Genomic DNA, 21,991 nt, shown 5'->3' on the forward strand with positions numbered 1-21,991 from the left:
TCGGTGAAAAGGCGGTGACGGCGCCAAAGTCGCCATCAGAGTCGCTTGGCCCTCTCCGAAGAGATTTGGTCACCCAAGTTCATCGTTGCAAACTTTCTCCCTTATCGTACCAGCGCAACCTGTTGCTGATCGCTTTCGAGACGATCGGTGTGAGTAAAGGTGCGTGCGAACTTGCCTTCGATCCGTGAGCCCGCAGCGATTGTTGGGGCTACCTGGCAAAGGAGACATCGAGCCGCTTTCACGCTTGAACATCTCGAAAAACGGGCCAATCCCAGCGCAGTGCGCGCAGTTCGGCGCGTCATTCCGCTGGTGAAGCGTCGCCCTTGACGGTCATTCCGACAACTTCGGGCTCGGTGCGACAGCACACCGACCACACCGACGCAAGCAATGAATTTGAACAGTTGACTTTGCTCCAATGACACGCATCCAGCGTGCGGAGCACTCTGGAAATGGGAGCTCGTCTCGTGATCTCGACGGCCCAGTGACAGTCTATTTGTAGCAACAAAGTTTACAAATACCGCGAACATGGTAGTGCTGCAGTCATGGATCACGGGAAGAATGCTGCATTGCAATACATCTGCCAATAAGCCATAGAGCTTGGCAAGGGGGCCCATGACATCCAGTTCGCCCTCTTTATGCACAACCTGTTTTCAGCCTGTCCATGCGGCATCGATCATCTGAAGCGCACGCGCCGCAGCACATGGATGCGACTCTTGCCGTGGCTGCGCCTGTATCGCTGCGATAACTGCGGCAAGCATCAGCTTCATTCCGAACAGGAGATTGATGTAGCCAAGGCCAAGAGAGAGGCGCAGGCCCGCTTCTCGACGAAGCCCCGCCCGGGAGCGGCGGGTTCGCTCGAGCGGTAGCCCCGTACAGCGCTCGTGGCGCTCTCGCCATCTGTCCTGCTCCATTGACAGGCAAGCGGGCTGAAAGCCAGCGGACGAGATGGATGGCACCCAAAAGCAAAAGCCGCAGTGAGAAATCACTGCGGCTTTTGATAGTGGCTTTGCCAGCGAAGGAATGACAAGCTAGAAAGCTTTTGTCAGTCCATGGCCTGCAAGCATGTCTGGAGGAGAGGGAGGGATTCGAACCCTCGGTACTATCGCTAGTACGCCTGATTTCGAGTCAGGTACATTCGACCACTCTGCCACCTCTCCGGTGCTGTCGAGCCTGCGATTATAGCGGATAAAAACGGGCCTTTTGAAGCCCGCACGCTCAACCGCGCAACACTTCCAATCCGCCGATGTATGGCCGCAGCGCGGCCGGCACGTTGATCGAGCCATCTTCGTTCTGGTGGTTTTCAAGCACCGCCACCAGCGCGCGCCCCACCGCCAGACCCGAGCCGTTCAGCGTGTGCACGAGTTCGTTCTTGCCCTGTGCGTTCTTGAAACGAGCCTGCAGCCGGCGCGCCTGGAAGGCCTCGCAGTTCGAGACCGAGCTGATCTCGCGGTAGGTGTTCTGCGCCGGCAGCCAGACTTCGAGGTCGTAGGTCTTGGTCGAACCGAAGCCCATGTCGCCGGTGCACAGCAGCACCACGCGGTACGGCAGCTCCAGCGCCTGCAGCACGGCCTCGGCATGGCCGGTCATCTGCTCGAGCGCGTCGTAGCTCGTCTCGGGATGGACGATCTGCACCATCTCGACCTTGTCGAACTGGTGCTGGCGGATCATGCCGCGCGTGTCGCGCCCCGCGCTGCCGGCTTCGGAGCGGAAGCACGGCGTGTGGGCCGTGAGCTTGATCGGCAGTTTCGACTCGGCCACCACCTCGTCGCGAACGAAGTTGGTCAGCGGCACTTCGCTGGTCGGGATCAGGTAGAGCGCCGAATGATCGGGCGCGGGCTCGCCGTCCTGGCCGCCCTTCTTCGCGGCGAAGAGGTCGCCTTCGAACTTGGGCAGCTGGCCAGTGCCGCTGAGCGTGGCGGCGTTGACGATGTAGGGCACGTAGCACTCGGCGTAGCCGTGCCTCTCGGTCTGGGTGTCGAGCATGAACTGCGCGAGCGCGCGGTGCAGCCGGGCAATCGGGCCCTTCATGACGGTGAATCGCGAGCCGGCGAGCTTGGCGCCCATCTCGAAATCGAGGCCCAGCGGCGCGCCGAGGTCCACGTGGTCTTTCGCCGCGAAGGCCAGTGGCGTGGCGTTGGCGCCGGCACCGCCTTGCGGGCTCCAGCGGCGCACTTCGACGTTGCCGGTCTCGTCCTCGCCCACCGGCACGCTGGCGTGCGGCAGGTTGGGAACGGCGAGCAGCAGGGTCTGCAGTTCGGGCTGGATCTCTTCGAGGCGCTTGGACTGCGATTCCTGCTCGGCCTTGAGTGCATTGACCTCGGCCATCAGCGCATCGGTCGATTCGCCCTTGGCCTTGAGCGGGCCGATCTGCTTGTTCAGAGCGTTGCGGCGCGCCTGGATTTCCTCGGTGCGGGTCTGGACGGTCTTGCGCTCGGCTTCGAGCGCGCTGAACGCCGACACATCGAGGTAGGGCTGGTTCTTCTTGCGTTTTTCGAGGCCGGCCACAGCGGAGGCCAGGTCTTTTCGGAGCAGGGTGATGTCGAGCATGCGGGGATTTTAGGTGGGCGCCACGCAGGCGCCCTCCCCTGGGCTCGATGCGTCAGGCGACGGTGGCCGGATCCACGTTCGCCCCGCAGACGATCAGGCACACCTTCTCGCCCTCGCGCGGCACGTAGGCGCCGGTCTGCAGCGCTGCCAGGGGCAGCGCGGCGGCCGGCTCCACGGCGAGCTTCATTTCCTTCCACAGCCACTGCTGCGCGGCGCGGATGGATTCATCGGACAGCAGCAGCGCGTCCTGCACCTGCTGCTGCGTGATCTCCCACGAGATCGCGCCGATGCGGCGTGCACCGAGCGAATCGGCCGCAATGCCACCGACCTCGACATCGACCGGCTCGCCGGCTTCGCGCGCACGAAACAGCGTCGGTGCCTTTTCGGGCTCGAGCGCCACCACGCGGGCGCGCTTCTCGAACCAGCCGGCAAGGCCGCCGATCAGGCCGCCGCCGCCCACGCTCACGAGCACCGAATCGGGCAGGCCGCCCTTCACTTCGATCTCGTGGCCCAACGTGCCCGCACCGGCCACCACTTCGGGCTGGTCGTAGGCATGGGTCAGCAATGCGCCGGTTTCCTTCTGCCGCGTAAGGCAGGCGGCCAGTGCATCGGGGTACAGCTCGCCGACCACGACCACTTCGGCCCCCAGCGCACGCAGGCGCGCGCGCTTGGCTTCGGGCGATACACCGGGCAAGAACACCTGGCAGCGCACGCCCAGTGCCTTGGCAGCGGCGGCGGTGGCAATGCCGGCATTGCCGCCCGAGGCCACGACCACACCGCTCTCGGGAATGTCGTTGGCCAGCAGCCGGTTCATCATGCCGCGGGCCTTGAAGCTGCCGCTGACCTGCAGGTGCTCGAGCTTGAGCCATACCTCCACGCCGGGCATTGCCAGGCCGAAGGCGGATGCGGGCAGCTTCCAGAGTGGTGTCTGGCGCAGGAAATCGCCCGAGCGTTCACGCAGCCTGCGGGAGGCGCTTTCTATTTCAGAGCGCCAATTTGTCGTTTGCTTGTTCAAGAGATGTGTCCCGGAGGAGGAATGTCGTCGAGCTTGAGGCCCTTGGGGAGTGGAAACTTGATGGTTTCCTCGATGCCGTCCATCTTGCGGACCGACACCGCGCCGAAGGCCCGCACGCGATCGATCACCTCGCGCACCAGCACCTCGGGCGCCGAGGCGCCTGCGGTAAGGCCGACGCGGCCCTTGCCCTCGAACCACTCGGGCTTGAGTTCGTCGGCCGAATCGACCATGTAGCTCTCGGTGCCCAGGCGCTGCGCGAGTTCGCGCAGCCGGTTGCTGTTGGAGCTGGTGGGGCTGCCGACCACGATCACGAGGTCGACCTGCGGGCTCATGATCTTCACCGCGTCCTGGCGGTTCTGCGTCGCGTAGCAGATGTCCTGCTGCTTGGGCTCGCGCACGTTCGGAAAGCGCGCGCGCACCGCGGCGGCGATCTCGGCTGCGTCGTCCACGCTGAGCGTGGTCTGCGTGACAACCGCGAGCTTGTCGGTCTGCCCGGGCGAGACCTTGGCCACGTCCGCCACGTCTTCCACGAGATGGATGCCGCTGGAGAGCTGACCCATCGTGCCCTCGACCTCGGGGTGCCCCTTGTGGCCGATCATGATGAATTCGTAGCCTTCCTTGGCGAGCTTGGCCACTTCGACGTGCACCTTGGTCACCAGCGGGCAGGTGGCGTCGAAGATCTCGAAGCCGCGGTCGCGGGCCTCTTGCTCCACGGCCTTGCTCACGCCGTGTGCGCTGAACACCAGCGTGGCGCCGGGCGGCACGTCGGACAGCTCCTCGATGAAGATCGCGCCCTTGGCCTTGAGCTCGTTCACCACGTAGGTGTTGTGCACGATCTCGTGGCGCACGTAGATCGGCGCGCCGAACTTGGCGATGGCGCGCTCGACGATCTCGATCGCGCGATCCACGCCCGCGCAAAAGCCGCGCGGCTCGGCGAGGAGGACTTCCTCGATGTTGGGATTCATAGCACTCCGATCAGCTTCACTTCGAAAGTGACAGGCTGGCCGGCGAGCGGATGGTTGAAGTCGAAGCGCACCGCGGTCTCGCTCGATTCGATCACCGCGCCTGCGTAGCTGCCCGTGCCGTCGGGCGTGGGGAACTGCACCACGTCGCCGACCGCGTACTTTTCGTCGGGGTCGCCCATCTGCGCGAGCAGCTTCTTGGCCACCCATTGCTGCATCTCGGGGTTCCGGTCGCCGAAGGCCTCGCCGGCGGGCAGCTCGAAGGTGGCATGCGTGCCCTCTTCGAGGCCCAGCAGGCGCTGCTCCATGGCAGGCGAAAGTTCTCCGGTGCCGAGCGACAGGGTCGCGGGCTTGTCGGCGAAGGTGTTGATGATGTCGCCCGCCGGGCCGGCGAGCCGGTAGTGCAGGGTGAGGAAGGAGCCGGAAGTCACGACATGGGACATGGGAGCAACGGAGGTGAGCAAAGACAAGGTGGGTGTCCCGATAAACTGGACTGCATTTTAAGGACGGGGGCCTTCCACCCGTCCCGTTCAAGGTTTCCCAAGATTTCCTCCCAGGTTCCGATGGCTTTCAAGGATCTCCCCGCCACCGCCCGCCCGCGCGAAAAACTCATCGCGCGGGGCGCCGCCGCGCTGGCCGACGCCGAACTGCTCGCGCTGCTGCTGCGCACCGGCGTGCCCGGCAAGAACGTGCTGCAGATGGCGCAGGAACTGCTCGATCGCTTCGGCGGCCTCTCGGGGTTGCTGCACACCGGCCCCGAGGACCTGAAGATCGTCAAAGGCATGGGCGGCGACGCCAAGCGCGCCGAGCTCATCGCGGTGCTCGAGCTGGCCCGCCGTGCCATGGCCGAGCAGCTCAAGGAGCGCACGGTGTTCGACTCCCCCGATGCAGTCAAGCAGTACGTGCAGCTGCACATCGGCTCGCGGCCGCACGAGGTGTTCGCGGTGCTGTTCCTCGACGTGCAGCACCGGCTGATCGTGCTGGAAGAACTGTTCCGCGGAACGCTCACGCAAGCCAGCGTCTACCCGCGCGAGATCGTCATGCGCGCCCTGCACCACCAGGCCTCGGCCGTGGTGCTGGCGCACAACCACCCGAGCGGCAGCATCGAACCCTCGCGCGCCGACGAATCGCTCACGCAAACGCTCAGGGCCGCGCTCTCGCTGGTGGACGTGCGCGTGATCGACCATGTCATCGTGAGCCCGGGCCAGAGCTTCTCGATGGCCGAAAAAGGATTGCTCTGATGGCCTCGCGTCCCCCACCCTCGAAAACGCTGAAGAACCTCGCCGACCTCAAGCAGGTGCAGCGCGCGCTGGCCGAAACGCGCGAGCGCGAAGCGGCCGAGGCGGCTGCCAAGGCCGCCGCCGAACGCAGGCGCGCGGCCGAGAAAGACCTGTTCGCCCGCGCCATCGGCGCCACCGAGCCGCTGCGCCGCAAGGCCGCGGTGCCGCTCGCGCCCGATCCGCCAGCGCCGATTCCGGTGCAGCACCAGCTCGACGAGCAGCGCGTGCTGCGCGAGTCGCTCTCCGACGAGTTCGACGTGACCACGCTGCTGGACGTCGACGACGCCATGAGCTTCCGCCGCCCCGGCATCGGCACCGACGTGACGGCGCGGTTGCGCAAGGGCGACTGGTCGATCCAGGCGCAGGTCGACCTGCACGGCCTGCGCAGCGACGAGGCGCGCGAGGCGCTCGGCGGGTTCATCCGCACATCGCACAAGCAGGGCCTGCGCTGCGTGCGCGTGGTGCATGGCAAGGGCCTCGGCTCGCCCGGCAAGCAGCCGGTGCTCAAGACCAAGACGCAGCGATGGCTGATCCAGAAGAACGAGGTGATCGCGTTCGTGCAGGCGAAGCCGGCCGAAGGCGGTGCGGGCGCGCTGGTGGTGCTGCTGGCGCCGGTGCGGCGCTGAGTTTTTCGCCTTCCCCCACTGGGGAAGGGAGTCATACGCTATGCCAGGTGGTTCTTCAGCGGAATCGCCGCATCCGCAATCGCCACCGCGTCGGGACTGCGCCCCGCCTCGAGCAGCTTGCGGCTCATCATGTGATCGACCGGCGCGTTGACCGATTCGACGCAGGCGAGCTGCCCGTCGACATAGTGGAACAGCGAGAAAGCTTCCGGCTTGGGGCCGGGGCGGCGCACGCTCGTGAGGCCCGGCGTGTCTTCGGCCGGCATCAGGCCCGCCATCTGCAAGCGCATGCTGCCCTGGTCGGACCAGAACCACGCGACCGCATCGTGCGTGCGCGCGGCGCCGGTCAGCGTGGCAACCGCGGTGCGCGCCTGGTCGTTCGCGTTCTGCACCGATTCGAGCCGCAGTGCGCGGCCCGCGCGGCGATCAGGGAAGCGCGTGCAGTCGCCCACGGCGAGCACGTCGGCCGCGCTGGTCTGCATGTGGCCATCGACCACGATGCCGTCGGCGCACTCGATGCCCGCGGCTTGCGCGAGTGCGGTCTCGGGTACAGCGCCGATGCCGAGCAACAGCAGGTCGACCGGCTGCTTCACGCCGTTGACCTGGACCGACACCAGCCGATCGCCCTCGACCTCGAACGCACCGGTCTGCGCGCCGAGCACGATGTCGATGCCCGCCGCGCGATGTGTCGCGAGCACATGCGCCGACAGCTCGGGCGACACGGCGCGGCCCAGCAGGCGCGGCGCGCATTCGATCACTTGCACGCTCTTGCCGAGTGCCTTGGCAGTGGCCGCCACTTCGAGGCCGATGAAGCCGCCGCCGAGCACCGTGACGTGCTGCGCACCCGCAAGCCGCTCACGCAGGCGATGCGCCTCGTCGGCAGCACGCAGGCTCGCGACGTTCTCGAGCCCTTGCTTCAGGTCGGGCATCTGGCGTGCACGCGTGCCGGTCGCGAGCACCAGCCGCTCCCACGGCAGCACTGCGCCCGAACGCAGCATGACGGTGTGCGCGTCGCGGTCGATGGCCACGGCCGCATCGCCCAGATGCAGCGTGATGCCCGCTTCGCGGTACCAGTCGGCAGCCTTGTGCGGCTGCGTGGTTTCTTCGGCGCTCTTGAGAAATGCCTTGGACAGTGGCGGCCGGTGGTACGGCTCGCAAGCCTCTTCGCAGACCAGGTGCACGCGTGCGCCCTGCCCGGCCTCGGCAAGGCCGGCGCACAGCTGGGCCGCGGCGTGGCCGCCGCCGATGATGACGATGGGATTCATGAGGGAGAGTCTTTCGGAGTCGGTGTCTGTTCTTATTCGCCGCTATTCGCCACGGTTTCGCATCCAGTCTGCTGTCTGGAAGAACGAAGTGCGCAGCCTTGCGCGCAAGTCGTCAGGCACACCGGTCTCGCCCATCGCCTGGTCCATGCAGGCAAGCCACTGGTCGCGCTCCTTGATGCCGATGCTGTGGCCGCCGATGCTCTGCGGCAAATGCCGCGCGCGCAGCATCGGGTGGCCGAAGCGATCGGTGTAGTGCTGCGGGCCGCCGAGCCAGCCGCACAGGAACCAGAAGAGGCGCTGGCGCGCGTTGTCGAGGCTGGTGCCATGCACCGCGCGCAGTTGCGCGTAGGCGGGCTCGAGGTCCATCAGGTCGTAGAAGCGCTCGACCAGCGCCTCCACCTTCGGTTCGCCGCCGATCCACTCGAAGGGCGTGCCGGCGGGCGGCTTTTCTTGAATCTGCATGGGCGGGAGTATCCCTCTGGGCGCTTCTAGGCCTGCACGAGGTTCGGAATGCCCACATCGGGATTCACGTCCGCCTCGTAGTCCACGCCTGCGACCGCGAAGCCGAAGAGGCGCAGGAACTCGGTCTTGTAGCCCGCGAAGTCGGTGAGTTCGTGGATGTTCTCGCTCGTGACCTGGGGCCAGAGTTCGACCACGCGCGCCTGCACGTCGGGGGCCAGCTCCTTGTAGTCCGCACGCAGGCGCCCTTCGTCGTCCAGGTGCGGCGTGTTGCCGTAGAGGCTCTCGGCAAAGAGGCCGTACACCTGCTCGATGCAGCCTTCGTGCGTGCCCTTTTCCTTCATCACCTTGAACAGCAGCGACAGGTACAGCGGCATCATCGGAATGGCCGAACTCGCCTGCGTCACGACCGCCTTGAGCACCGAGACGCGCGCATCGCCGCCCTTCGCGGCCAAGCCGGCGCGAATCCCGAGCACCTTCTGGTCGAGGTCTTTCTTGGCGGCGCCGATGGAGCCGTTCCAGTAGATGTCGTGCGTGATCTGCTCGCCCAGGTAGGTGAAGGCGGTGGTCTTGGCGCCCTCGGCCAGCACGCCGGCGGACTGCAGCGCGTCGATCCACATCTGCCAGTCTTCGCCGCCCATCACGGCGACGGTGTTGTCGATCTCCTCCTGCGTGGCGGGCTCCAGCACGGTTTCCTTGACGACCTCGTTGTCGGTGTCGAGGCCGCGCAGCGTGACGGCCTTTCCGATGGGCTTGAGCGTGGAGTTGAAGACCTGGCCGGTCTTCGGATGCGTGCGTCGCGGCGCGGCCAGGCTGTAGACGACAAGGTCGACCTGGCCCATGTCTGCGCGGATCGCGTCGATGGTCTTCTGCTTCACGTCGTCAGAGAAGCCGTCGCCGTTGATGCTCTTCGCGTAGAGGCCTTCTTCCGCCGCAGCGCGATGGAAGGCGGCAGTGTTGTACCAGCCGGGCGAGGCAGGCTTGGTCTCGCTCCCGGGCCGCTCGAAGAACACGCCGAGCGTGTCGGCGCCGCTGCCGAAGGCTGCGGTGATGCGTGCGGCCAGGCCATAGCCGGTCGATGCGCCGATGACGAGCACCTTCTTCGGTCCTCCCGCGATTCGGCCTTGGGCCAGGACGTGCTCGATCTGCTGTCTGACATTGGCTTCGCAACCCGTGGGGTGAGTGGTGACGCAGATGAAGCCACGCACGCGCGGTTTGATGATCATGAAGAGCTCGCTGGAGATGGAAGGCCAAAGGACGGCACGGGGCACGTTTTCGCGCCGCGAATTTAACCCAGCCTGAAAACAGCACCTTCAGCGGCCCCAGACGGCAGAATGCCACCGGTGCGACCGCCGGGCATGGCGAACCGCATCATTTCCTGAATCCGCATGCAAAAGGGAGACGAGGCCATGGGGAGCTATTCGGCGTTGTATTTTTCGGATGTCGACGCCCTGCCGGAGCGGGGAGAAATTTCCGATGACGCCCCGTACCTGCAGGCCAGATCCCACCTTCCTCTTCTGTGGCTCGCCCTGTTCCGCCCCGAGGACATCGTCGACGTGCCCGACCCGGACGAGCCGGCCAATCCGTGGCCCTACCTGATCGCGCACCGCACAAAGACCGTGGCAACACTCGCCGCGAGACGCGAACTGCTGACGTTGCGCTTCCCCGCCATGAATCCGGACTGGTTCGACCAGTTCGCAGTCGTGCTGGAGCAGGCCCCCTCCGAGTTCGTTCACCTCGACACCGTCGAAATCATGGTCGGCACGGGTCCCGAATGGCGGCAAACGCTCGAAGCACTCCTGGGCATGTTCGAAGACGATGCCTCCCGAGCGCAAGCAGGTTGGCGCCAGTTCAACTCGGGCTACAGCGGGCCCTACGAAGGAGAGAGCGCCACCTGGTCGTGGACCTATTGCGGTAGCGGCTTGGGCTCGCCCATGCCATGGGAACCAGCCGAATGACAGGGTGCGCCGCTCATAGCCGCACGCACATGTCGATATATGAATTGACCATTTAATGATCTGAAGTTTTATTGATAAGGTGCCGCCCTTGCTTTCCATGAAGGAGAAGAACATGCGCTTGAACCTGATTGCAGCGGCCCTCGCCGCCTCCACCTTGCTGCTGGGCACCGTCGCCCACGCGGACCAGCTTGCCGACATCAAGAAGAAGGGCGAGCTCGTGGTCGGCGTGCTCGGCACCGACGAGCCCGCCACCTTCGTCGACCCGAAGACGCGCCAGATCGTCGGCTACGAAGTCGACCTGGTGAACGCCATCGCCAAGAAGATCGGCGTGAAGCCGGTGTTGAAGCAAATCGCCGTGGCCGCGCGCATTCCCGAGTTGCAACAAGGCCACGTGGACCTGGTGGCCGCGGGCCTCACGCACAACAAGGAGCGCGAGGCGCAGATCGACTTCTCGCTTACCACCTTCGTGACCGGCCAGAAGGCCATCGTGAAGAAGGACAGCGGCATCGCCGACATCCCGCAACTGGGCGGCAAGAAGGTGCTGACCATCCGCGGCGGCACGCAGGAACCCAACATCCGCAAGGCCGTGCCGACTGCCGAGGTCGTGACCTTCGACACGAGCCAGCAGGCCTTCCAGGCGCTGCAGCAAGGCAAGGGCGTCGGCTACGTGGACGACGAGGCCGCGCTGCTGCGCAGCTATGCCAAGCTCGGTCCGGCGAAGGCGCAGTACGTGGTGCTCAAGCAGAACCTGAGCACCGAGGCGCTGGCCATCGGCATCAAGAAGGGCGAGAGCGGCCTGAAGGCCGTGGTGGACGACACGCTGCGCGAACTCGAGAAGTCGGGCGAAGCGCAGAAGATCTTCGTGAAGTGGTACGGCCCGACGACGGCCTCGGGCTTTGAGACGCGCGACTTCAAGTTCGAATCCGACAAGATCGATTGACCCGGTATTTCTCCTTCCCCCTCTGGGGGAAGGCAGGGATGGGGGCAAGCGGCCTTTGAACAGGCCGCGGCGCATCGCGCACCGCCGTGCCCCCACCCCAACCCTCCCCCAGCGGGGGAGGGAGCCAAACCAATCCCCTCGCGACGGTGATACTGTCGCCCCCCATGCCCCTGTTCGACTATTCCTTGCTGCTGACCGGCAAGTACCACGACATGCTCGTCGCGGGTCTCCTGCTCTCGCTGCAGCTGCTCGCGGCCTCGCTCGTGCTCGCGCTGCCCATCGCGCTGGTGGTGGCGCTCTTGCGCCTGTCGCCGCTCGCGCCGCTGCGCTGGCTGGGCTTCGCGTACGTGGAATCGATCCGCAACATCCCGCTGCTCGCGCACATGCTCTTCTGGTACTTCGGCGCGCCGGAGCTCTTGCCCGACGGCATCAAGCAGTGGCTCTATGCGGGCCACATCGAGGCCTACAGCGCCATCGTCGCGCTTGCGCTGTACACGGCCGCCTTCATGGCGGAGGACATCCGCAGCGGCATCCGCGCGATCCCGACCGTGCAGTTCGAAGCCGGGCGCGCGCTGGGCTTCGGCTTCCTGGACACCATGCGCCGCGTGGTGCTGCCGCAGGCGCTGCGCATCACGGTGCCGCCGCTGATCTCGCAGACACTGAGCCTCTGGAAGAACACCTCGATCGCCACCGTGATCGGCGTGGCCGAACTCATGTACCAGGCCGGGCAGGTGGAGAGCGCGACCTTTCGCAGCTTCGAGTCGTTCGCTTTCGCGAGCGCGGCATACCTGAGCGTGTCGCTGGCCATCACGGGCCTGGCCACCTGGTATCACCACCGCTTCCCGGTGCGGACGATCTGAGGACGGCAACGCGATGCTTCAGATCATCAACGACTACTGGGTCTACTTCCTCATCGGGCAGTACCCGAACGGCCCGCTCGGTGGGCTGGTGCTCACGCTGCTGCTGGCCTCGTGCGGGCTGGTGCTCGCGCTGCCGCTGGGCATCGTGCTCGGTCTCGCACGCGTGAGCCCGTGGCGCTGGCTCCGCTGGCCGGTGACGGGTTTCGTGTTCGTGGTGCGCGGCCTGCCCTTGCTGATGGTGATCTTCTGGGCCTACTTCTTCCTGCCCAGCGTGACGGGCGTGAAGACCGACCAGTTCACCACCATGCTGATCGCGCTGGTGATCTTCGACGCCGCCTACCTCGCCGAGATCGTGCGCGCCGGCATCCAGGGCCTGCCGCGCGGGCAGATGGAAACCGCCCGTGCGCTCGGCCTGAGCTACTTCCGCGCGATGCGTCTCGTGGTGCTGCCGCAGGCGCTGCGCAGCATGCTGCCCTCGCTGGTGAACCAGTTCGTCTCGACCATCAAGGAGACCTCGCTCGGCTACATCATCGGCCTGGCGGAGGTGTCGTTCATCGCGACGCAGATCAACACGCAGGTGTTCACCAAGCCGGCGCAGATCTACCTGATCCTCGGCGGCACGTATTTCATTCTTTGCTTCGGGCTGTCGCGCTTCGCCTATTGGCTGGAGCGTCGGCTCGCGCGCCGCGGCATGTCCACCATCGCCTCTTCCTCCGCCTCCGCGCCCAAGGTGTCCGCATGATCGAACTGCAGAACGTCAACAAGTGGTACGGCAGCTACCAGGCCCTGGTCGACATCAACGAGACCATCCACAAGGGCGAGGTCGTCGTGGTGTGCGGGCCCTCAGGCTCGGGCAAGTCGACGCTGATCCGCACCTTCAACCGGCTGGAGCCGATCCAGTCGGGCCGCATCCTCTTCGAGGGCCAGGACATCCACGCACCCGGCACCGACGTGAACGTGTTCCGCTCGCGCATCGGCTTCGTGTTCCAGCAGTTCAACCTGTTCCCGCACCTCACGGTGCTGCAGAACTGCACGATGGCGCCGATGCAACTGCGCGGCCTCACACGCAAGGACGCCGAGGAACGCGCGATGGCGCTGCTGCACCGCGTGGGCCTCGCCAACAAGGCCAATGCGTGGCCCAGCGAACTCTCGGGCGGCCAGCAGCAGCGCGTGGCGATCGCGCGCGCACTCGCGATGCAGCCGCCGCTGATGCTGTTCGATGAACCCACCAGCGCGCTCGACCCCGAGATGGTCGGCGAGGTGCTGCTGGTGATGCGCGACCTCACGCGCGACGGCATGACCATGGTCTGCGTCACGCACGAGATGGGCTTCGCGCGCGAGGTGGCCGACCGCGTGATCTTCATGGACGAGGGCAAGGTGCTCGAGCGTGCGACGCCCGACGACTTCTTCAACCGGCCGCAGCATCCGCGTGCGCAGCAGTTCCTGTCCGACATCCGCTCCCCTTTCTCGAGAGACGCATGACCGACTCCACCCTCCCCCTGATCGACGTTGCGGCGCTTGTGGCCGGCACGACCGGTCGCGACGACGTGGCAACGCAGATCGGCGCCGCCTGCCGCGCACACGGTTTCTTCTACGTCACGGGCCACGGCGTCGATGCGGCGCTGGTGCAGCGGCTCGAAGACCTGAGCCACCGGTTCTTCGAGCTGCCCGAAGAAACCAAGATGCAGTGGCGCATGGCCCTCGGTGGGCGCGCATGGCGCGGCTTCTTCCCGCTCGGCGGCGAGCTGACCTCGGGCCGGCCCGACTGGAAGGAAGGCCTGTACCTTGGCACCGAGCTGCCCGCCACGCACCCGCTGGTGCAGGCGAAGACGCCGGTGCATGGACCGAACCTCTTCCCCGATGTCCCGGGGTTCCGCGAAACCATCCTCGACTACATGGCTGCAGTGACGCAACTCGGCCATCGCCTGATGGAAGGCATCGCGCTGAGCCTCGGCCTGCCGGCCACGTATTTCGCCGAGCGCTACACCGCCGATCCGCTGATCCTGTTTCGCCTCTTCAACTACCCCTCGCAGCCCGTGCCCGAAGGGCTCGACGTGCAGTGGGGTGTCGGCGAGCACACCGACTACGGCCTGCTCACCATCCTGCACCAGGACGCCGTGGGCGGCCTCGCGGTGCACACGCCCGGCGGCTGGATCGATGCGCCGCCGATTGCGGGCTCCTTCATCTGCAACATCGGCGACATGCTCGACCGCATGACCGGCGGACTCTACAAGTCGACGCCGCACCGCGTGAAGCGCAACACCTCGGGGCGCGACCGGCTGTCGTTCCCGCTGTTCTTCGATCCGAATTTCGAGGCGCGCGTGCAGCGCATCGAAGGCCTTGCGGGTGCGCAAGCGCTCGACGACAGCGCCGAGCGCTGGGACCGCGCCAACGTGCACGCCTTCAGCGGCCGCTACGGCGACTACCTGCTGGCGAAGGTGTCGAAGGTGTTCCCGCAGTTGCGCGACGAAGTGCTCTGAGCCGCGCCGGCCGGCGCCCCGAACTTCGTCCGCCGGCACACGACCGTGCGGCGTGGCGCTACGGCCGCAGGCGCCAGCCAAGTTCGCCCTGCAGGAACTGGGCGGCTTCGGCGGGCAGATCCTGCGAATCGAAGAAGCCCGCCACGGGTCGCTCGACGACGATCCGCCCCGCATGCAGATAGGCCACGCGCGTGGCGAGGCGCTTGGCCTGCCCCAGGTTGTGGGTGCTCATCACGATCGTCACGCCGCTGTCGGCGACCTCTTCGATGAGGGCTTCGATCTCGTTCTTCGCGCCGGGGTCCAGGCTCGCGGTCGGCTCGTCGAGAAACAGGATGTCGGGCTGCAGTGCCCAGGCGCGCGCCAGGCCGAGGCGCTGCTGCTGGCCGCCCGACAGCGAGCGGGCAGATCGCGTGGCGTGTTCGAGCAGGCCCACGTGTGCCAGGCCTTGCCGGCAGCGCTCGTTGCGCTCTGCGGCGGGTACGCCGGAAAGCCACAGGCCGACCCAGACATTGCGCCAGACCGAGAGGCTCAGCAGAAAGGGGCGCTGGAACAGCATGGCCGCGCGCGGAAGGCGGCCTTCGGGTTGCAGCGGCAAGCGCTTCAGGCGGCCTTCGCACGAAATCAGGCCGTGCAGCAGCCGCAGCAGCGTGGTCTTGCCCGAGCCGTTGGCACCCACGAGGACGAGCCGGTCACCCCGGCGCAGGGTCAGCGATGCGTCATCCAGTGCGGTCAACGAACGGAAGCGCACCGTGACCCGCTCCGCCACGATCAAAGGTGTCATCTCGGCCAGAGCTGACGTTCGAAGGACGGGCGGCGGACGGGGTGCCGTCTGCGATTTGCCCTGAGGCGGGGTGCTGCGCGGCCGGGTGGCCATCCACTGCAGCGCTCCGATGACGCCGTTGATTGCGCCGACCACGGCCAGCAACACGAGGCCCAGCGCCAACGCCAGCGCGAGGTCTCCCTTGCTGGTTTCCAGTGCAATGGTGGTGGTCATCACGCGTGTGACGCCGGCGATGTTGCCGCCCACGATCATCACGGCGCCCACCTCGGCGATGGCCCGCGCGAAGGCCGTGAGCAGGACGGTGGCCACCCCCATCCGGTCGTGCACCAGCATCAGCAAGGAGGTGGTGAGTGGCCCGGCCCCCAGGGAGCGCAGCTGGTCGCCGCCATCGGCCAGCGCTGCCAGCACGAGCCGGCGCGACAGGGCGGCAATCAGCGGGGTGACAAGCACGCTCTGCGCCACCACCATCGCCGAAGGCGTGAACAGGATTCCCAATTCGCCCAGCGGTCCCGAGCGGGAGAGCAGCAGGTACACCAGCAGGCCCACCACCACGGCGGGCAGCGCGAGCAGCGTGTTCACCAACCACACGGCCAACGCATGGCCCGGGAATCGCGCCACCGCCAGCCACGCGCCCAGCAGCAGGCCGAACAGCGCGCCGATGGCGCAAGCCGTGGCACTGACCTGCAGCGAGAGCGCCGTGATGCTGACAAGTTCGGGGTCGGCGCCCGCGATGAGTTGCCAGGCCAGCGACCAGCCTTCGGTCATGGTGTTCATCGAAGGACGGCTTTCAATGCAGCCGCGCAGCCTTGGTCATCGCCCCCGGGCACACCGACTCGCCGGATTGCCGTTCACTGGTTCGCGTTCGGGAAGAAGAGCTGCTCGCCGCCGATCCTGTACGCGGCGATGGCGGCCTGCCCGTCGGGCGACACCACCCAGTCGGAGAAGGCCTGCGCCAGCTCCTTCTTCACGTGCGGATTCTTGGCAGGGTTCACCACGATCACGCCGTACTGGTTGAACAGTTGCTTGTCGCCCTCGACCAGGATGCCCAGGTCGCCGCGGTTCTTGAAGCTGAGCCAGGTGCCGCGATCGGAGAGCACATAGGCATTGGTGGACGCGGCGATGTTGAGCGCCTGGCCCATTCCGCAGCCGCACTCCTTGTAGCCAGCGGGCTTGGCGCTCGCGAGGTCGATGCCGGCCACCTTCCATTGGCGCAGCTCGGCCGAGTGGGTGCCGCTCTTGTCGCCACGCGAGATGAAGGCGCCGCCGGTGGCGCCCAGCCGCTTGAGGGCCGCGGCGATGTCGTTGCCGCGCACCCCGGCCGGGTCGGACTTCGGCCCGACCAGCACGAAGTCGTTGTACATGACCGGCCGGCGCGCGAGCCCGAAGCCCTCGGCGACGAATTTTTCCTCGGCGGGCTGGTCGTGCACGAACAGGGCATCGGCATCGCCGCGGCGCCCGAGGTCCAGCGCCTGGCCCGTGCCCACGGCCACCACGCGCACCTCGGTGCCCGAAGCCCGCGTGAACAGCGGCAGCAGGTGCTTGAAGAGGCCCGACTGTTCGGTCGAGGTGGTGGAGGCCAGCACGATGAACTTGTCCTGCGCCTGGGCGACAGGCGCGAGCAGGGCGCCGGCAAGAACGCCGGCGAAGGCAAGAAGGGTGAGGCGTTTGCGCGAGTTCATGCTGACGGTTCTTTCAGATTGGCGGGTCGACTCGAAAGCCCAACCGGCCGAGCGCTTCGCGCGCCGTGGCCGATTGCAGCAGGGCCACGAAGGCCTGCACCGGCGCACGCGCCAGCCGCGTCTTGGGCACTGCGAAGTCGTAGCGCTCCTCCTGCACCGGAATGAAGCCGAGCCCGTACTGCCGTGCGACCGTGTCGATGGCCAGTCCCCAGTCGGCGCGCTGCTGCGCCACGGCCACGGCCACCGCGTTGTGCGACTTGGTCTGCACGCCGTAGCCGGGTGGCTTGGCGCTGCCGAGCAGGCGGTCGATGAGGATGCGCGTGCCGCTGCCGGCATTGCGGTTGACCATGGTGCAGCCGGGTTCGGCGATCGCGGCCGCGATCGCCGCGGCGGCATCGCGCCCCTCGAAGCGCGTATCGCCAGGACGGTGGACGACGCCCTGCATGCGGCCATAGCCCGAAACCAATTCCAGCTCCGGTGTGAGCAGCGGCCGGTTGTAGACACCGGTGGCCGGGTCCATCAGGTGGATGCCCGCCACGTCGCATTCACCGCGCCTGGCGGCCATCAGACCACCCGTGCTGCCCACGTTCATGGCCTTGATGCGGATGCCCTGGCGCATCAGCTCGCCCGCCAGCCAGTCCAGCCCCACGCAATGGCTGCCTATGAGGATCAGGTCGGCGGCGTCCAGCCCCTGGCCCAGCAACTGCACCTGCACGGGCGCGCCGGCGTCGACGATCTCGGTGTGCTGGCCGATGGTGATGAAGCCATCCGCGCTGCTGAAGGTGGTGACCGAGCCCGAGCCCTTGCCCATCGGGTAGGCGGCCAGGCCGTCGTCGGTGGGCACCAGGCCCACCAGCAGGTACTCGGTGCGGCCGCGCTCGGAGTTGATGCGCATGGGCAGCGTGGCGGCCACGTGCTCGCGCCGCTCCGGCGGCAGGCCCGCGAAGGCGCGGATCACGGGCGCCAGGAATTCGTGGAAGGTGAACACCGCCGAAGTCGGAAAGCCCGGCAGGATCACCACCGGCTTGCCCCCCGTGACGGCCAGGCACACGGGCTTGCCGGGCTTGAGCGCCACGCCGTGCGCCACCACGCCCGGATCGCCGAGGGCGGCGACCACGCGGTAGGAGAGATCTCCCTCGCCCTTGGAGGTGCCGCCCGAGAAGACCACGGCATCGCACGCCAGCCCCTGCGCGAGTGCGGCCGACAACCGGGCCTCGTCGTCCGGGATCACGCCCAGCCGCACCGGCAGGCCGCCCAGCTCCTCGACAGCGGCGCCGATGATGGCGGCGTTGGAGTCGTACACAGCGCCCGTGGGCAGCGGCGCACCGGGCGCGACGATCTCGTTGCCGGTGGAGAAGATCGCCACGCGCGGCTTGCGGTACACGCCGACCTCGGCCAGGCCGAGCGCCGCGAGCACGCCGATCTCCCGCGAGCTCAGCGGCTGGCCGGCGCGCAGCACCGTTTCGCCGCGCGCGATGTCGGTGCCGGCGTAGCTGACGTTCTCGCCCTCGGTGGCCGCGCGGCGGATCTGCACCTGGCCATCGTCGGCATCGGTGTGCTCCACCATCACCACCGCATCGGCGCCGCGCGGCAGCATGCCGCCGGTGGCGATTGCCGTCGCGCATCCGCTCGTCACCTCTCGCTGCGGCACGATGCCGGGCGCCAGCGTCTCGCCGACGAGGGCCAGCGAGCGCGCCTGTTCTTCCATCGCGCCCCAGGTGTCGGCGGCCTGCACAGCAAAGCCGTCGACGTTGGAGCGATCGAAGCCGGGCACGTCGATGGCGGCGATCACGTCGTCGGCCAGCACACGACCCAGCGCCTCGTGCAGGGGAACGGCTTCGCGGCCCAGCGGCGCGAGCGTCAGGTGTTCACGAAAGCGGCGCTCGGCCTCGTCCCGCGTGACGACATCGAGGAATTGCGATTGGGGTTTCACAGGCATTCGTAGAGATGAACAACGACTTCGGTTCCCGGCCCGTAGCCCTCGCTCTCGGCGGGAGCGACCACGAAGCCGTCGGCCCGCGTGGTCGAGCTCAGCACGGAAGCACCCGAGAGCGCGAGCGGCTCCACGCCGCCTTCGCCGAGCTTCACGCGCACGTAGTCGACGCGGCCCACCTGCGAGACGATCTTGCGCGCCACGGACGCGCGAACCTGGCGGTAGGGCCAGTCGGCGGGCCGGCCGCCGATGCGGCGGATCGCACGGCCCGCGAAGAAGTCGTAGGCACAGAGACAGGAGACCGGGTTGCCCGGCAGCAGGAAGACCAGCGTGTTGCCGATGCGCCCCATGCCAGCCGGGCTGGAGGGCCGCATGGCGATGCCGTGGATGGCCAACTCGCCCAGCTCGGCCAGCAGGCGCGGCGCATGGTCCTCGGCGCCCACGCTGGAGCCGCCGGAGATGAGCACCACATCGGCCCCGGGGGCCGCCATCGCCTGCGCGATGACCTGTGGGTCGTCGCCCAACCGCTGGTGCGATTCGAGCAGTCCGCCGTCGCGCGCCACGAGGCCGCGCAAGGTCACGGAGTTGGCGTCGTAGATTTCGTAGGGGCCCTTGGATGCACCGGGCGGTCGCACTTCGTTGCCGGTCACGAGCAGTCGCACGCGCGGCCGGCGCACCACCTCCAGCTGCGCGAGACCGAGCGAGGCTGCCAGCCCTGCATCCTGCGGGCGCAGCCGACGGCCCGCGGCGAGCGCCGTGCTGCCGCGCGCGATGTCTTCACCGATGCGACCCACATGCTGGCCGGGCGCGACGGCCCGCGTGATGGCGAGGCGTGCGTCCTGCGTGCTCGCATATTCGGCGGGCACCACGGCATCCAGTTCCGACGGAACCGGAGCGCCGGTCATGATGCGGATGGCGCTGCCCGCGGGCACGGCGCCATCGAAAGGCCGGCCGGGCCAGGCATGGCCCACGATCGGAAACTCCAACGGGTTGTATTCGCCGGCGCCCGTGGTCTCGCCGCCGCGCAGCGCATAGCCGTCCATGGCGGAGCGGTCGAATTCGGGCACCGCGATGGGCGCGACCACGTCACCCAGCAGCACCCGTCCCGTGGCCTCGTCGACGGTCACGGACTCGCCGGGCAGCAACGGCGTGTGGGCATCGATCCACGCGAGTGCCGTGGGAACCTCCGCGCGCTGCGTGAAGCCGCGCATGCGCACATCGGGCGAGGCAGTTCGTTCGGGTGGGAGCATTGCGGCCAGTATAGGAGTTGGATGCCGCTGGCTCGGCGCAGTGCTCGGGTCCGCCTGCGCTTGCGCGAGGCGCGGCAGATTCACTTCTTCGGCGCGGGATTCGTCTCGGCCGAGGTCTGGTTCGAGCTGGGCGGCGATGCCGCCGTGGGGGCTGGCGAGTGCGCCCCCGACGCTTCGATGGGTTTGACCTGGGCCGGTGCCGCCGCGGCGTAGGGGCCCGGGTCGGTACAGGGCGGCGTGGTCGTCGCGGCCGGCACCGGCTTGCCGGCGGCCTGGGCGCTGGCGCGGTACTTGGCCGCGACCTGGTCCTGCGCCTTGCACAACAGGTAGCCGTCGACCTTGCCGCTCCACGCGGTCTTGGCTGCGGTGTCGGCAGCCTTGGCCTGTGCTTCGGGCGAAGGCGCCGGCAGCTTCGCGAAAATGGACGGTGCAGCCAGCGGGAGCGCCAGCGCGCAGAGAAGAGTCAGCGTGTGCTTCATGCGGAGGTTCCTTGCACTGGCACCGGCCGCGCAGGCGGCTCCGATGCGGCAGGCGGCGACGAGCGTTGCGCCGGAATCTTGCCGGCCTCGATGTCGTCGTACCAGAGCTTGTGATGCTCGCGCGCCCAGGCCTCGTCGACGTAGCCTTCGCGCATCGCCTTGTAGGCGCCGGTCATGCCCAGCGTGCCGATGTAGATGTGGCCCATGATCATGGCCATCATGAGCAGCGTGGCCACCGCATGCACCATGTGCGCGATCTGCATTTCGCCGCGCGTGTAGACGAAGCCCGGCAGCAGCTTGTCGAGGAACAGCCCCGAGGCGATGACGATGCTGCCGAGAAACAGCACGCCGCCCCAGAACACCGCCTTCTCGCCGGCGTTGAAGCGGTGCGATGCAGGCTCCGTGCCGCCGAACAGGCCACCGCCTTTGCGCAACCAGGTGAGGTCTTCCTTGCGCGGCCAGTTGCTGCGGATGAAGGTGAAGATCATGAACAGCGTAGTCACGACGAACAGCGGCCCGACGAAGTTGTGCACGGTCTTGAGCACGTACGCGAGGTAGCCGAACAGCGAGCTGCCGAGCACCGGCAGCAGGAAAAACTTGCCGAAGGCCATCACGATGCCCGAGATCGCAAGGGTGACGAAGGCAATGGCATTCGACCAGTGCGTGGCGCGCTCGAAGGGCGTGAAGCGTTCGATCTTGCGGCCGGTCTCCGGCTCGTGGAGCCGGATCGGGCCGCGCGTGAAGTAGAAGATCGCCAACGCCAGCAGCGTGACGAACAGCAGCGCCGCGCCGTACGGAATGATCCAGTTGTTGCGCACCTGGCGCCACGCCTCGCCCGCGTTGGTGAAGCGCGAACCGGGGTACTGAACGAAGCCCTGGATCAGGTTGCCGGCCTCGGGCGCCTCGCTCACCGGCAGGCTGCTGTAGCCGGTGACACCTCGGCTCACATCTCGCCACATCGGCGCGTTGTTGCCGGGCTGGACCTTGTTGCGCTCCCCGTTGGTCTGGTTGAGGTAGTTCGGGTCGGCGCTGGCCTCGGGCTTGACGTCGAAGATGTTCTGGCTGCGGATGCCTGCGCCAGCTTGCGCGGCAGGCGCAGCCGCCTCGGTTGAGGGCGCGGCGGTGACGGCACCGCTGGCGGCCGGGTTGGCGCCCTGCGCCGACGCCACCGACGCGCAGCCCAAAAGCACGGTCGCCAACAGCGCGTTGAACGCTTGCCTGGTGCGGATGGTGACGCTCATGCGGCCTCCAGCTCAGTTCTCTTTGGTGTATTCGTTCTGGCCGTTCGAGCGCAGCTTGATCTGCTGCTCCCAGGCGGTCTTGTCGCCCACCTTCCAACCCGGCGCGGTGAAGGCCGTTCCGGTGTTGGCCTGCGGACCCGTGCCGGTCCAGGGCACGGCATCGTGCTTGACCCCTTCGGCATTCGTCTGCGGCTTCTCGGTGCAGGCTGCAAGCGACATGGCGCCCGAAGCGATCGCAG

At 67.3% G+C, this 21,991-nt stretch carries 22 protein-coding genes and 1 tRNA gene; 8 read left to right on the plus strand and 15 right to left on the minus strand.

Translation table 11 applies throughout. From position 1 onward, the window contains the following. Positions 1–1,067: 1,067 nt before the first annotated feature. The 5 genes from ACSFA7_RS25020 to ACSFA7_RS25040 form a co-directional block, all read right to left on the minus strand. Positions 1,068–1,157: transfer RNA gene (locus tag ACSFA7_RS25020), tRNA-Ser, on the minus strand. 58 nt (positions 1,158–1,215) lie between these two features. Beyond that, positions 1,216–2,547 carry a serine--tRNA ligase gene (gene serS / locus ACSFA7_RS25025; protein ID WP_435501865.1) on the minus strand — a complete coding sequence of 444 codons (1,332 nt, stop codon included), beginning with the start codon at positions 2,545–2,547 and terminating at the stop codon, positions 1,216–1,218. 52 nt (positions 2,548–2,599) lie between these two features. Beyond that, complete coding sequence (locus ACSFA7_RS25030; protein WP_435501866.1) at positions 2,600–3,562, minus strand: threonine/serine dehydratase; 963 nt, start codon at positions 3,560–3,562, stop codon at positions 2,600–2,602. Beyond that, the gene (gene ispH, locus ACSFA7_RS25035) at positions 3,559–4,527 is read right to left on the minus strand and encodes a 4-hydroxy-3-methylbut-2-enyl diphosphate reductase (protein ID WP_206175064.1); all 969 of its coding nucleotides are present in this window, start codon (positions 4,525–4,527) and stop codon (positions 3,559–3,561) included. The genes ACSFA7_RS25030 and ispH overlap by 4 nt, the downstream gene beginning before the upstream one ends. After that, positions 4,524–4,967 carry an FKBP-type peptidyl-prolyl cis-trans isomerase gene (locus ACSFA7_RS25040; RefSeq protein WP_206179687.1) on the minus strand — a complete coding sequence of 148 codons (444 nt, stop codon included), beginning with the start codon at positions 4,965–4,967 and terminating at the stop codon, positions 4,524–4,526. The genes ispH and ACSFA7_RS25040 overlap by 4 nt, the downstream gene beginning before the upstream one ends. A 120-nt stretch (positions 4,968–5,087) precedes the next feature. On the opposite strand from ACSFA7_RS25040, the gene radC reads away from it, so the two are divergent. Next, positions 5,088–5,765: a RadC family protein gene (gene radC / locus ACSFA7_RS25045; protein ID WP_435501867.1), complete on the plus strand. Its 678-nt coding sequence runs from the start codon at positions 5,088–5,090 to the stop codon at positions 5,763–5,765. Beyond that, positions 5,765–6,430, plus strand: a complete 666-nt coding sequence (locus tag ACSFA7_RS25050) for a Smr/MutS family protein (protein ID WP_435501868.1) — start codon at positions 5,765–5,767, stop codon at positions 6,428–6,430. Before radC ends, ACSFA7_RS25050 begins: the two co-directional genes overlap by 1 nt. Before the next feature lie 38 nt (positions 6,431–6,468). Here the strand turns inward: ACSFA7_RS25050 and ACSFA7_RS25055 are convergent, their stop codons facing one another. From ACSFA7_RS25055 to fabV, 3 genes are read right to left on the minus strand one after another with little or no spacing between them, the layout of a single operon-like run. Next, positions 6,469–7,692, minus strand: a complete 1,224-nt coding sequence (locus ACSFA7_RS25055) for an NAD(P)/FAD-dependent oxidoreductase (protein WP_435501869.1) — start codon at positions 7,690–7,692, stop codon at positions 6,469–6,471. 42 nt (positions 7,693–7,734) lie between these two features. Beyond that, positions 7,735–8,154 carry a group II truncated hemoglobin gene (locus ACSFA7_RS25060; protein ID WP_093437920.1) on the minus strand — a complete coding sequence of 140 codons (420 nt, stop codon included), beginning with the start codon at positions 8,152–8,154 and terminating at the stop codon, positions 7,735–7,737. Positions 8,155–8,180: 26 nt separating this feature from the next. Next, positions 8,181–9,377: an enoyl-ACP reductase FabV gene (fabV, locus tag ACSFA7_RS25065; protein WP_435501870.1), complete on the minus strand. Its 1,197-nt coding sequence runs from the start codon at positions 9,375–9,377 to the stop codon at positions 8,181–8,183. Positions 9,378–9,539: 162 nt separating this feature from the next. Between fabV and ACSFA7_RS25070 the strand changes: the two genes are divergently transcribed. The 6 genes from ACSFA7_RS25070 (at position 9,540) to ACSFA7_RS25095 (ending at position 14,389) form a co-directional block, all read left to right on the plus strand. Then, the gene (locus ACSFA7_RS25070; protein WP_435501871.1) at positions 9,540–10,109 is read left to right on the plus strand and encodes a hypothetical protein; all 570 of its coding nucleotides are present in this window, start codon (positions 9,540–9,542) and stop codon (positions 10,107–10,109) included. A gap of 112 nt (positions 10,110–10,221) precedes the next feature. After that, positions 10,222–11,049, plus strand: coding sequence for an ABC transporter substrate-binding protein (locus ACSFA7_RS25075; RefSeq protein ID WP_435501872.1), 828 nt, complete (start codon positions 10,222–10,224; stop codon positions 11,047–11,049). A gap of 164 nt (positions 11,050–11,213) precedes the next feature. Next, positions 11,214–11,909 (plus strand): amino acid ABC transporter permease, encoded by a 696-nt coding sequence (locus ACSFA7_RS25080; RefSeq protein ID WP_206175070.1) that lies wholly within the window; start codon positions 11,214–11,216, stop codon positions 11,907–11,909. A 13-nt stretch (positions 11,910–11,922) separates the two neighbouring features. Beyond that, positions 11,923–12,651, plus strand: coding sequence for an amino acid ABC transporter permease (locus tag ACSFA7_RS25085; protein ID WP_435501873.1), 729 nt, complete (start codon positions 11,923–11,925; stop codon positions 12,649–12,651). After that, complete coding sequence (locus ACSFA7_RS25090; protein WP_435501874.1) at positions 12,648–13,391, plus strand: amino acid ABC transporter ATP-binding protein; 744 nt, start codon at positions 12,648–12,650, stop codon at positions 13,389–13,391. The genes ACSFA7_RS25085 and ACSFA7_RS25090 overlap by 4 nt, the downstream gene beginning before the upstream one ends. Then, a complete protein-coding gene (locus tag ACSFA7_RS25095; RefSeq protein ID WP_435501875.1) occupies positions 13,388–14,389 on the plus strand; it encodes an isopenicillin N synthase family dioxygenase in 1,002 nt (333 codons plus the stop codon). The genes ACSFA7_RS25090 and ACSFA7_RS25095 overlap by 4 nt, the downstream gene beginning before the upstream one ends. A 58-nt stretch (positions 14,390–14,447) precedes the next feature. On the opposite strand, the gene ACSFA7_RS25100 is transcribed toward ACSFA7_RS25095, so the two are convergent. The 7 genes from ACSFA7_RS25100 to ACSFA7_RS25130 form a co-directional block, all read right to left on the minus strand. Next, entirely contained in the window at positions 14,448–15,944 is a 1,497-nt protein-coding gene (locus tag ACSFA7_RS25100) for an ABC transporter permease (RefSeq protein WP_435501876.1), read from the minus strand. 74 nt (positions 15,945–16,018) lie between these two features. Next, positions 16,019–16,849, minus strand: coding sequence for an ABC transporter substrate-binding protein (locus ACSFA7_RS25105; protein ID WP_435501877.1), 831 nt, complete (start codon positions 16,847–16,849; stop codon positions 16,019–16,021). Positions 16,850–16,862: 13 nt separating this feature from the next. Beyond that, entirely contained in the window at positions 16,863–18,782 is a 1,920-nt protein-coding gene (locus ACSFA7_RS25110; RefSeq protein WP_435501878.1) for a molybdopterin biosynthesis protein, read from the minus strand. Then, positions 18,779–20,032: a molybdopterin molybdotransferase MoeA gene (locus ACSFA7_RS25115; protein WP_435501879.1), complete on the minus strand. Its 1,254-nt coding sequence runs from the start codon at positions 20,030–20,032 to the stop codon at positions 18,779–18,781. Before ACSFA7_RS25115 ends, ACSFA7_RS25110 begins: the two co-directional genes overlap by 4 nt. Before the next feature lie 80 nt (positions 20,033–20,112). Beyond that, positions 20,113–20,511 carry a hypothetical protein gene (locus ACSFA7_RS25120; protein WP_435501880.1) on the minus strand — a complete coding sequence of 133 codons (399 nt, stop codon included), beginning with the start codon at positions 20,509–20,511 and terminating at the stop codon, positions 20,113–20,115. Beyond that, a complete protein-coding gene (locus ACSFA7_RS25125; protein WP_435501881.1) occupies positions 20,508–21,752 on the minus strand; it encodes a formate dehydrogenase subunit gamma in 1,245 nt (414 codons plus the stop codon). The genes ACSFA7_RS25120 and ACSFA7_RS25125 overlap by 4 nt, the downstream gene beginning before the upstream one ends. Before the next feature lie 12 nt (positions 21,753–21,764). Further along, positions 21,765–21,971, minus strand: a complete 207-nt coding sequence (locus ACSFA7_RS25130) for a hypothetical protein (RefSeq protein WP_435501882.1) — start codon at positions 21,969–21,971, stop codon at positions 21,765–21,767. Positions 21,972–21,991 lie beyond the last annotated feature (20 nt).

Origin of the sequence: Variovorax trehalosi (assembly GCF_051216415.1) — a bacterium.
Lineage (GTDB): Bacteria > Pseudomonadota > Gammaproteobacteria > Burkholderiales > Burkholderiaceae_C > Variovorax.

What these genes read in the sequence shown, in the direction of transcription:
- serS (WP_435501865.1), bottom strand. Translation starts at nt 2,547, where the DNA reads ATGCTCGACATCACCCTGCTCCGAAAAGACCTGGCCTCCGCTGTGGCC.
- ispH (WP_206175064.1), bottom strand. Translation starts at nt 4,527, where the DNA reads ATGAATCCCAACATCGAGGAAGTCCTCCTCGCCGAGCCGCGCGGCTTT.
- ACSFA7_RS25040 (WP_206179687.1), bottom strand. Translation starts at nt 4,967, where the DNA reads ATGTCCCATGTCGTGACTTCCGGCTCCTTCCTCACCCTGCACTACCGG.
- radC (WP_435501867.1), top strand. Translation starts at nt 5,088, where the DNA reads ATGGCTTTCAAGGATCTCCCCGCCACCGCCCGCCCGCGCGAAAAACTC.
- ACSFA7_RS25050 (WP_435501868.1), top strand. Translation starts at nt 5,765, where the DNA reads ATGGCCTCGCGTCCCCCACCCTCGAAAACGCTGAAGAACCTCGCCGAC.
- ACSFA7_RS25055 (WP_435501869.1), bottom strand. Translation starts at nt 7,692, where the DNA reads ATGAATCCCATCGTCATCATCGGCGGCGGCCACGCCGCGGCCCAGCTG.
- ACSFA7_RS25060 (WP_093437920.1), bottom strand. Translation starts at nt 8,154, where the DNA reads ATGCAGATTCAAGAAAAGCCGCCCGCCGGCACGCCCTTCGAGTGGATC.
- fabV (WP_435501870.1), bottom strand. Translation starts at nt 9,377, where the DNA reads ATGATCATCAAACCGCGCGTGCGTGGCTTCATCTGCGTCACCACTCAC.
- ACSFA7_RS25070 (WP_435501871.1), top strand. Translation starts at nt 9,540, where the DNA reads ATGCAAAAGGGAGACGAGGCCATGGGGAGCTATTCGGCGTTGTATTTT.
- ACSFA7_RS25075 (WP_435501872.1), top strand. Translation starts at nt 10,222, where the DNA reads ATGCGCTTGAACCTGATTGCAGCGGCCCTCGCCGCCTCCACCTTGCTG.
- ACSFA7_RS25080 (WP_206175070.1), top strand. Translation starts at nt 11,214, where the DNA reads ATGCCCCTGTTCGACTATTCCTTGCTGCTGACCGGCAAGTACCACGAC.
- ACSFA7_RS25085 (WP_435501873.1), top strand. Translation starts at nt 11,923, where the DNA reads ATGCTTCAGATCATCAACGACTACTGGGTCTACTTCCTCATCGGGCAG.
- ACSFA7_RS25090 (WP_435501874.1), top strand. Translation starts at nt 12,648, where the DNA reads ATGATCGAACTGCAGAACGTCAACAAGTGGTACGGCAGCTACCAGGCC.
- ACSFA7_RS25095 (WP_435501875.1), top strand. Translation starts at nt 13,388, where the DNA reads ATGACCGACTCCACCCTCCCCCTGATCGACGTTGCGGCGCTTGTGGCC.
- ACSFA7_RS25100 (WP_435501876.1), bottom strand. Translation starts at nt 15,944, where the DNA reads ATGAACACCATGACCGAAGGCTGGTCGCTGGCCTGGCAACTCATCGCG.
- ACSFA7_RS25105 (WP_435501877.1), bottom strand. Translation starts at nt 16,849, where the DNA reads ATGAACTCGCGCAAACGCCTCACCCTTCTTGCCTTCGCCGGCGTTCTT.
- ACSFA7_RS25115 (WP_435501879.1), bottom strand. Translation starts at nt 20,032, where the DNA reads ATGCTCCCACCCGAACGAACTGCCTCGCCCGATGTGCGCATGCGCGGC.
- ACSFA7_RS25120 (WP_435501880.1), bottom strand. Translation starts at nt 20,511, where the DNA reads ATGAAGCACACGCTGACTCTTCTCTGCGCGCTGGCGCTCCCGCTGGCT.
- ACSFA7_RS25125 (WP_435501881.1), bottom strand. Translation starts at nt 21,752, where the DNA reads ATGAGCGTCACCATCCGCACCAGGCAAGCGTTCAACGCGCTGTTGGCG.
- ACSFA7_RS25130 (WP_435501882.1), bottom strand. Translation starts at nt 21,971, where the DNA reads ATGTCGCTTGCAGCCTGCACCGAGAAGCCGCAGACGAATGCCGAAGGG.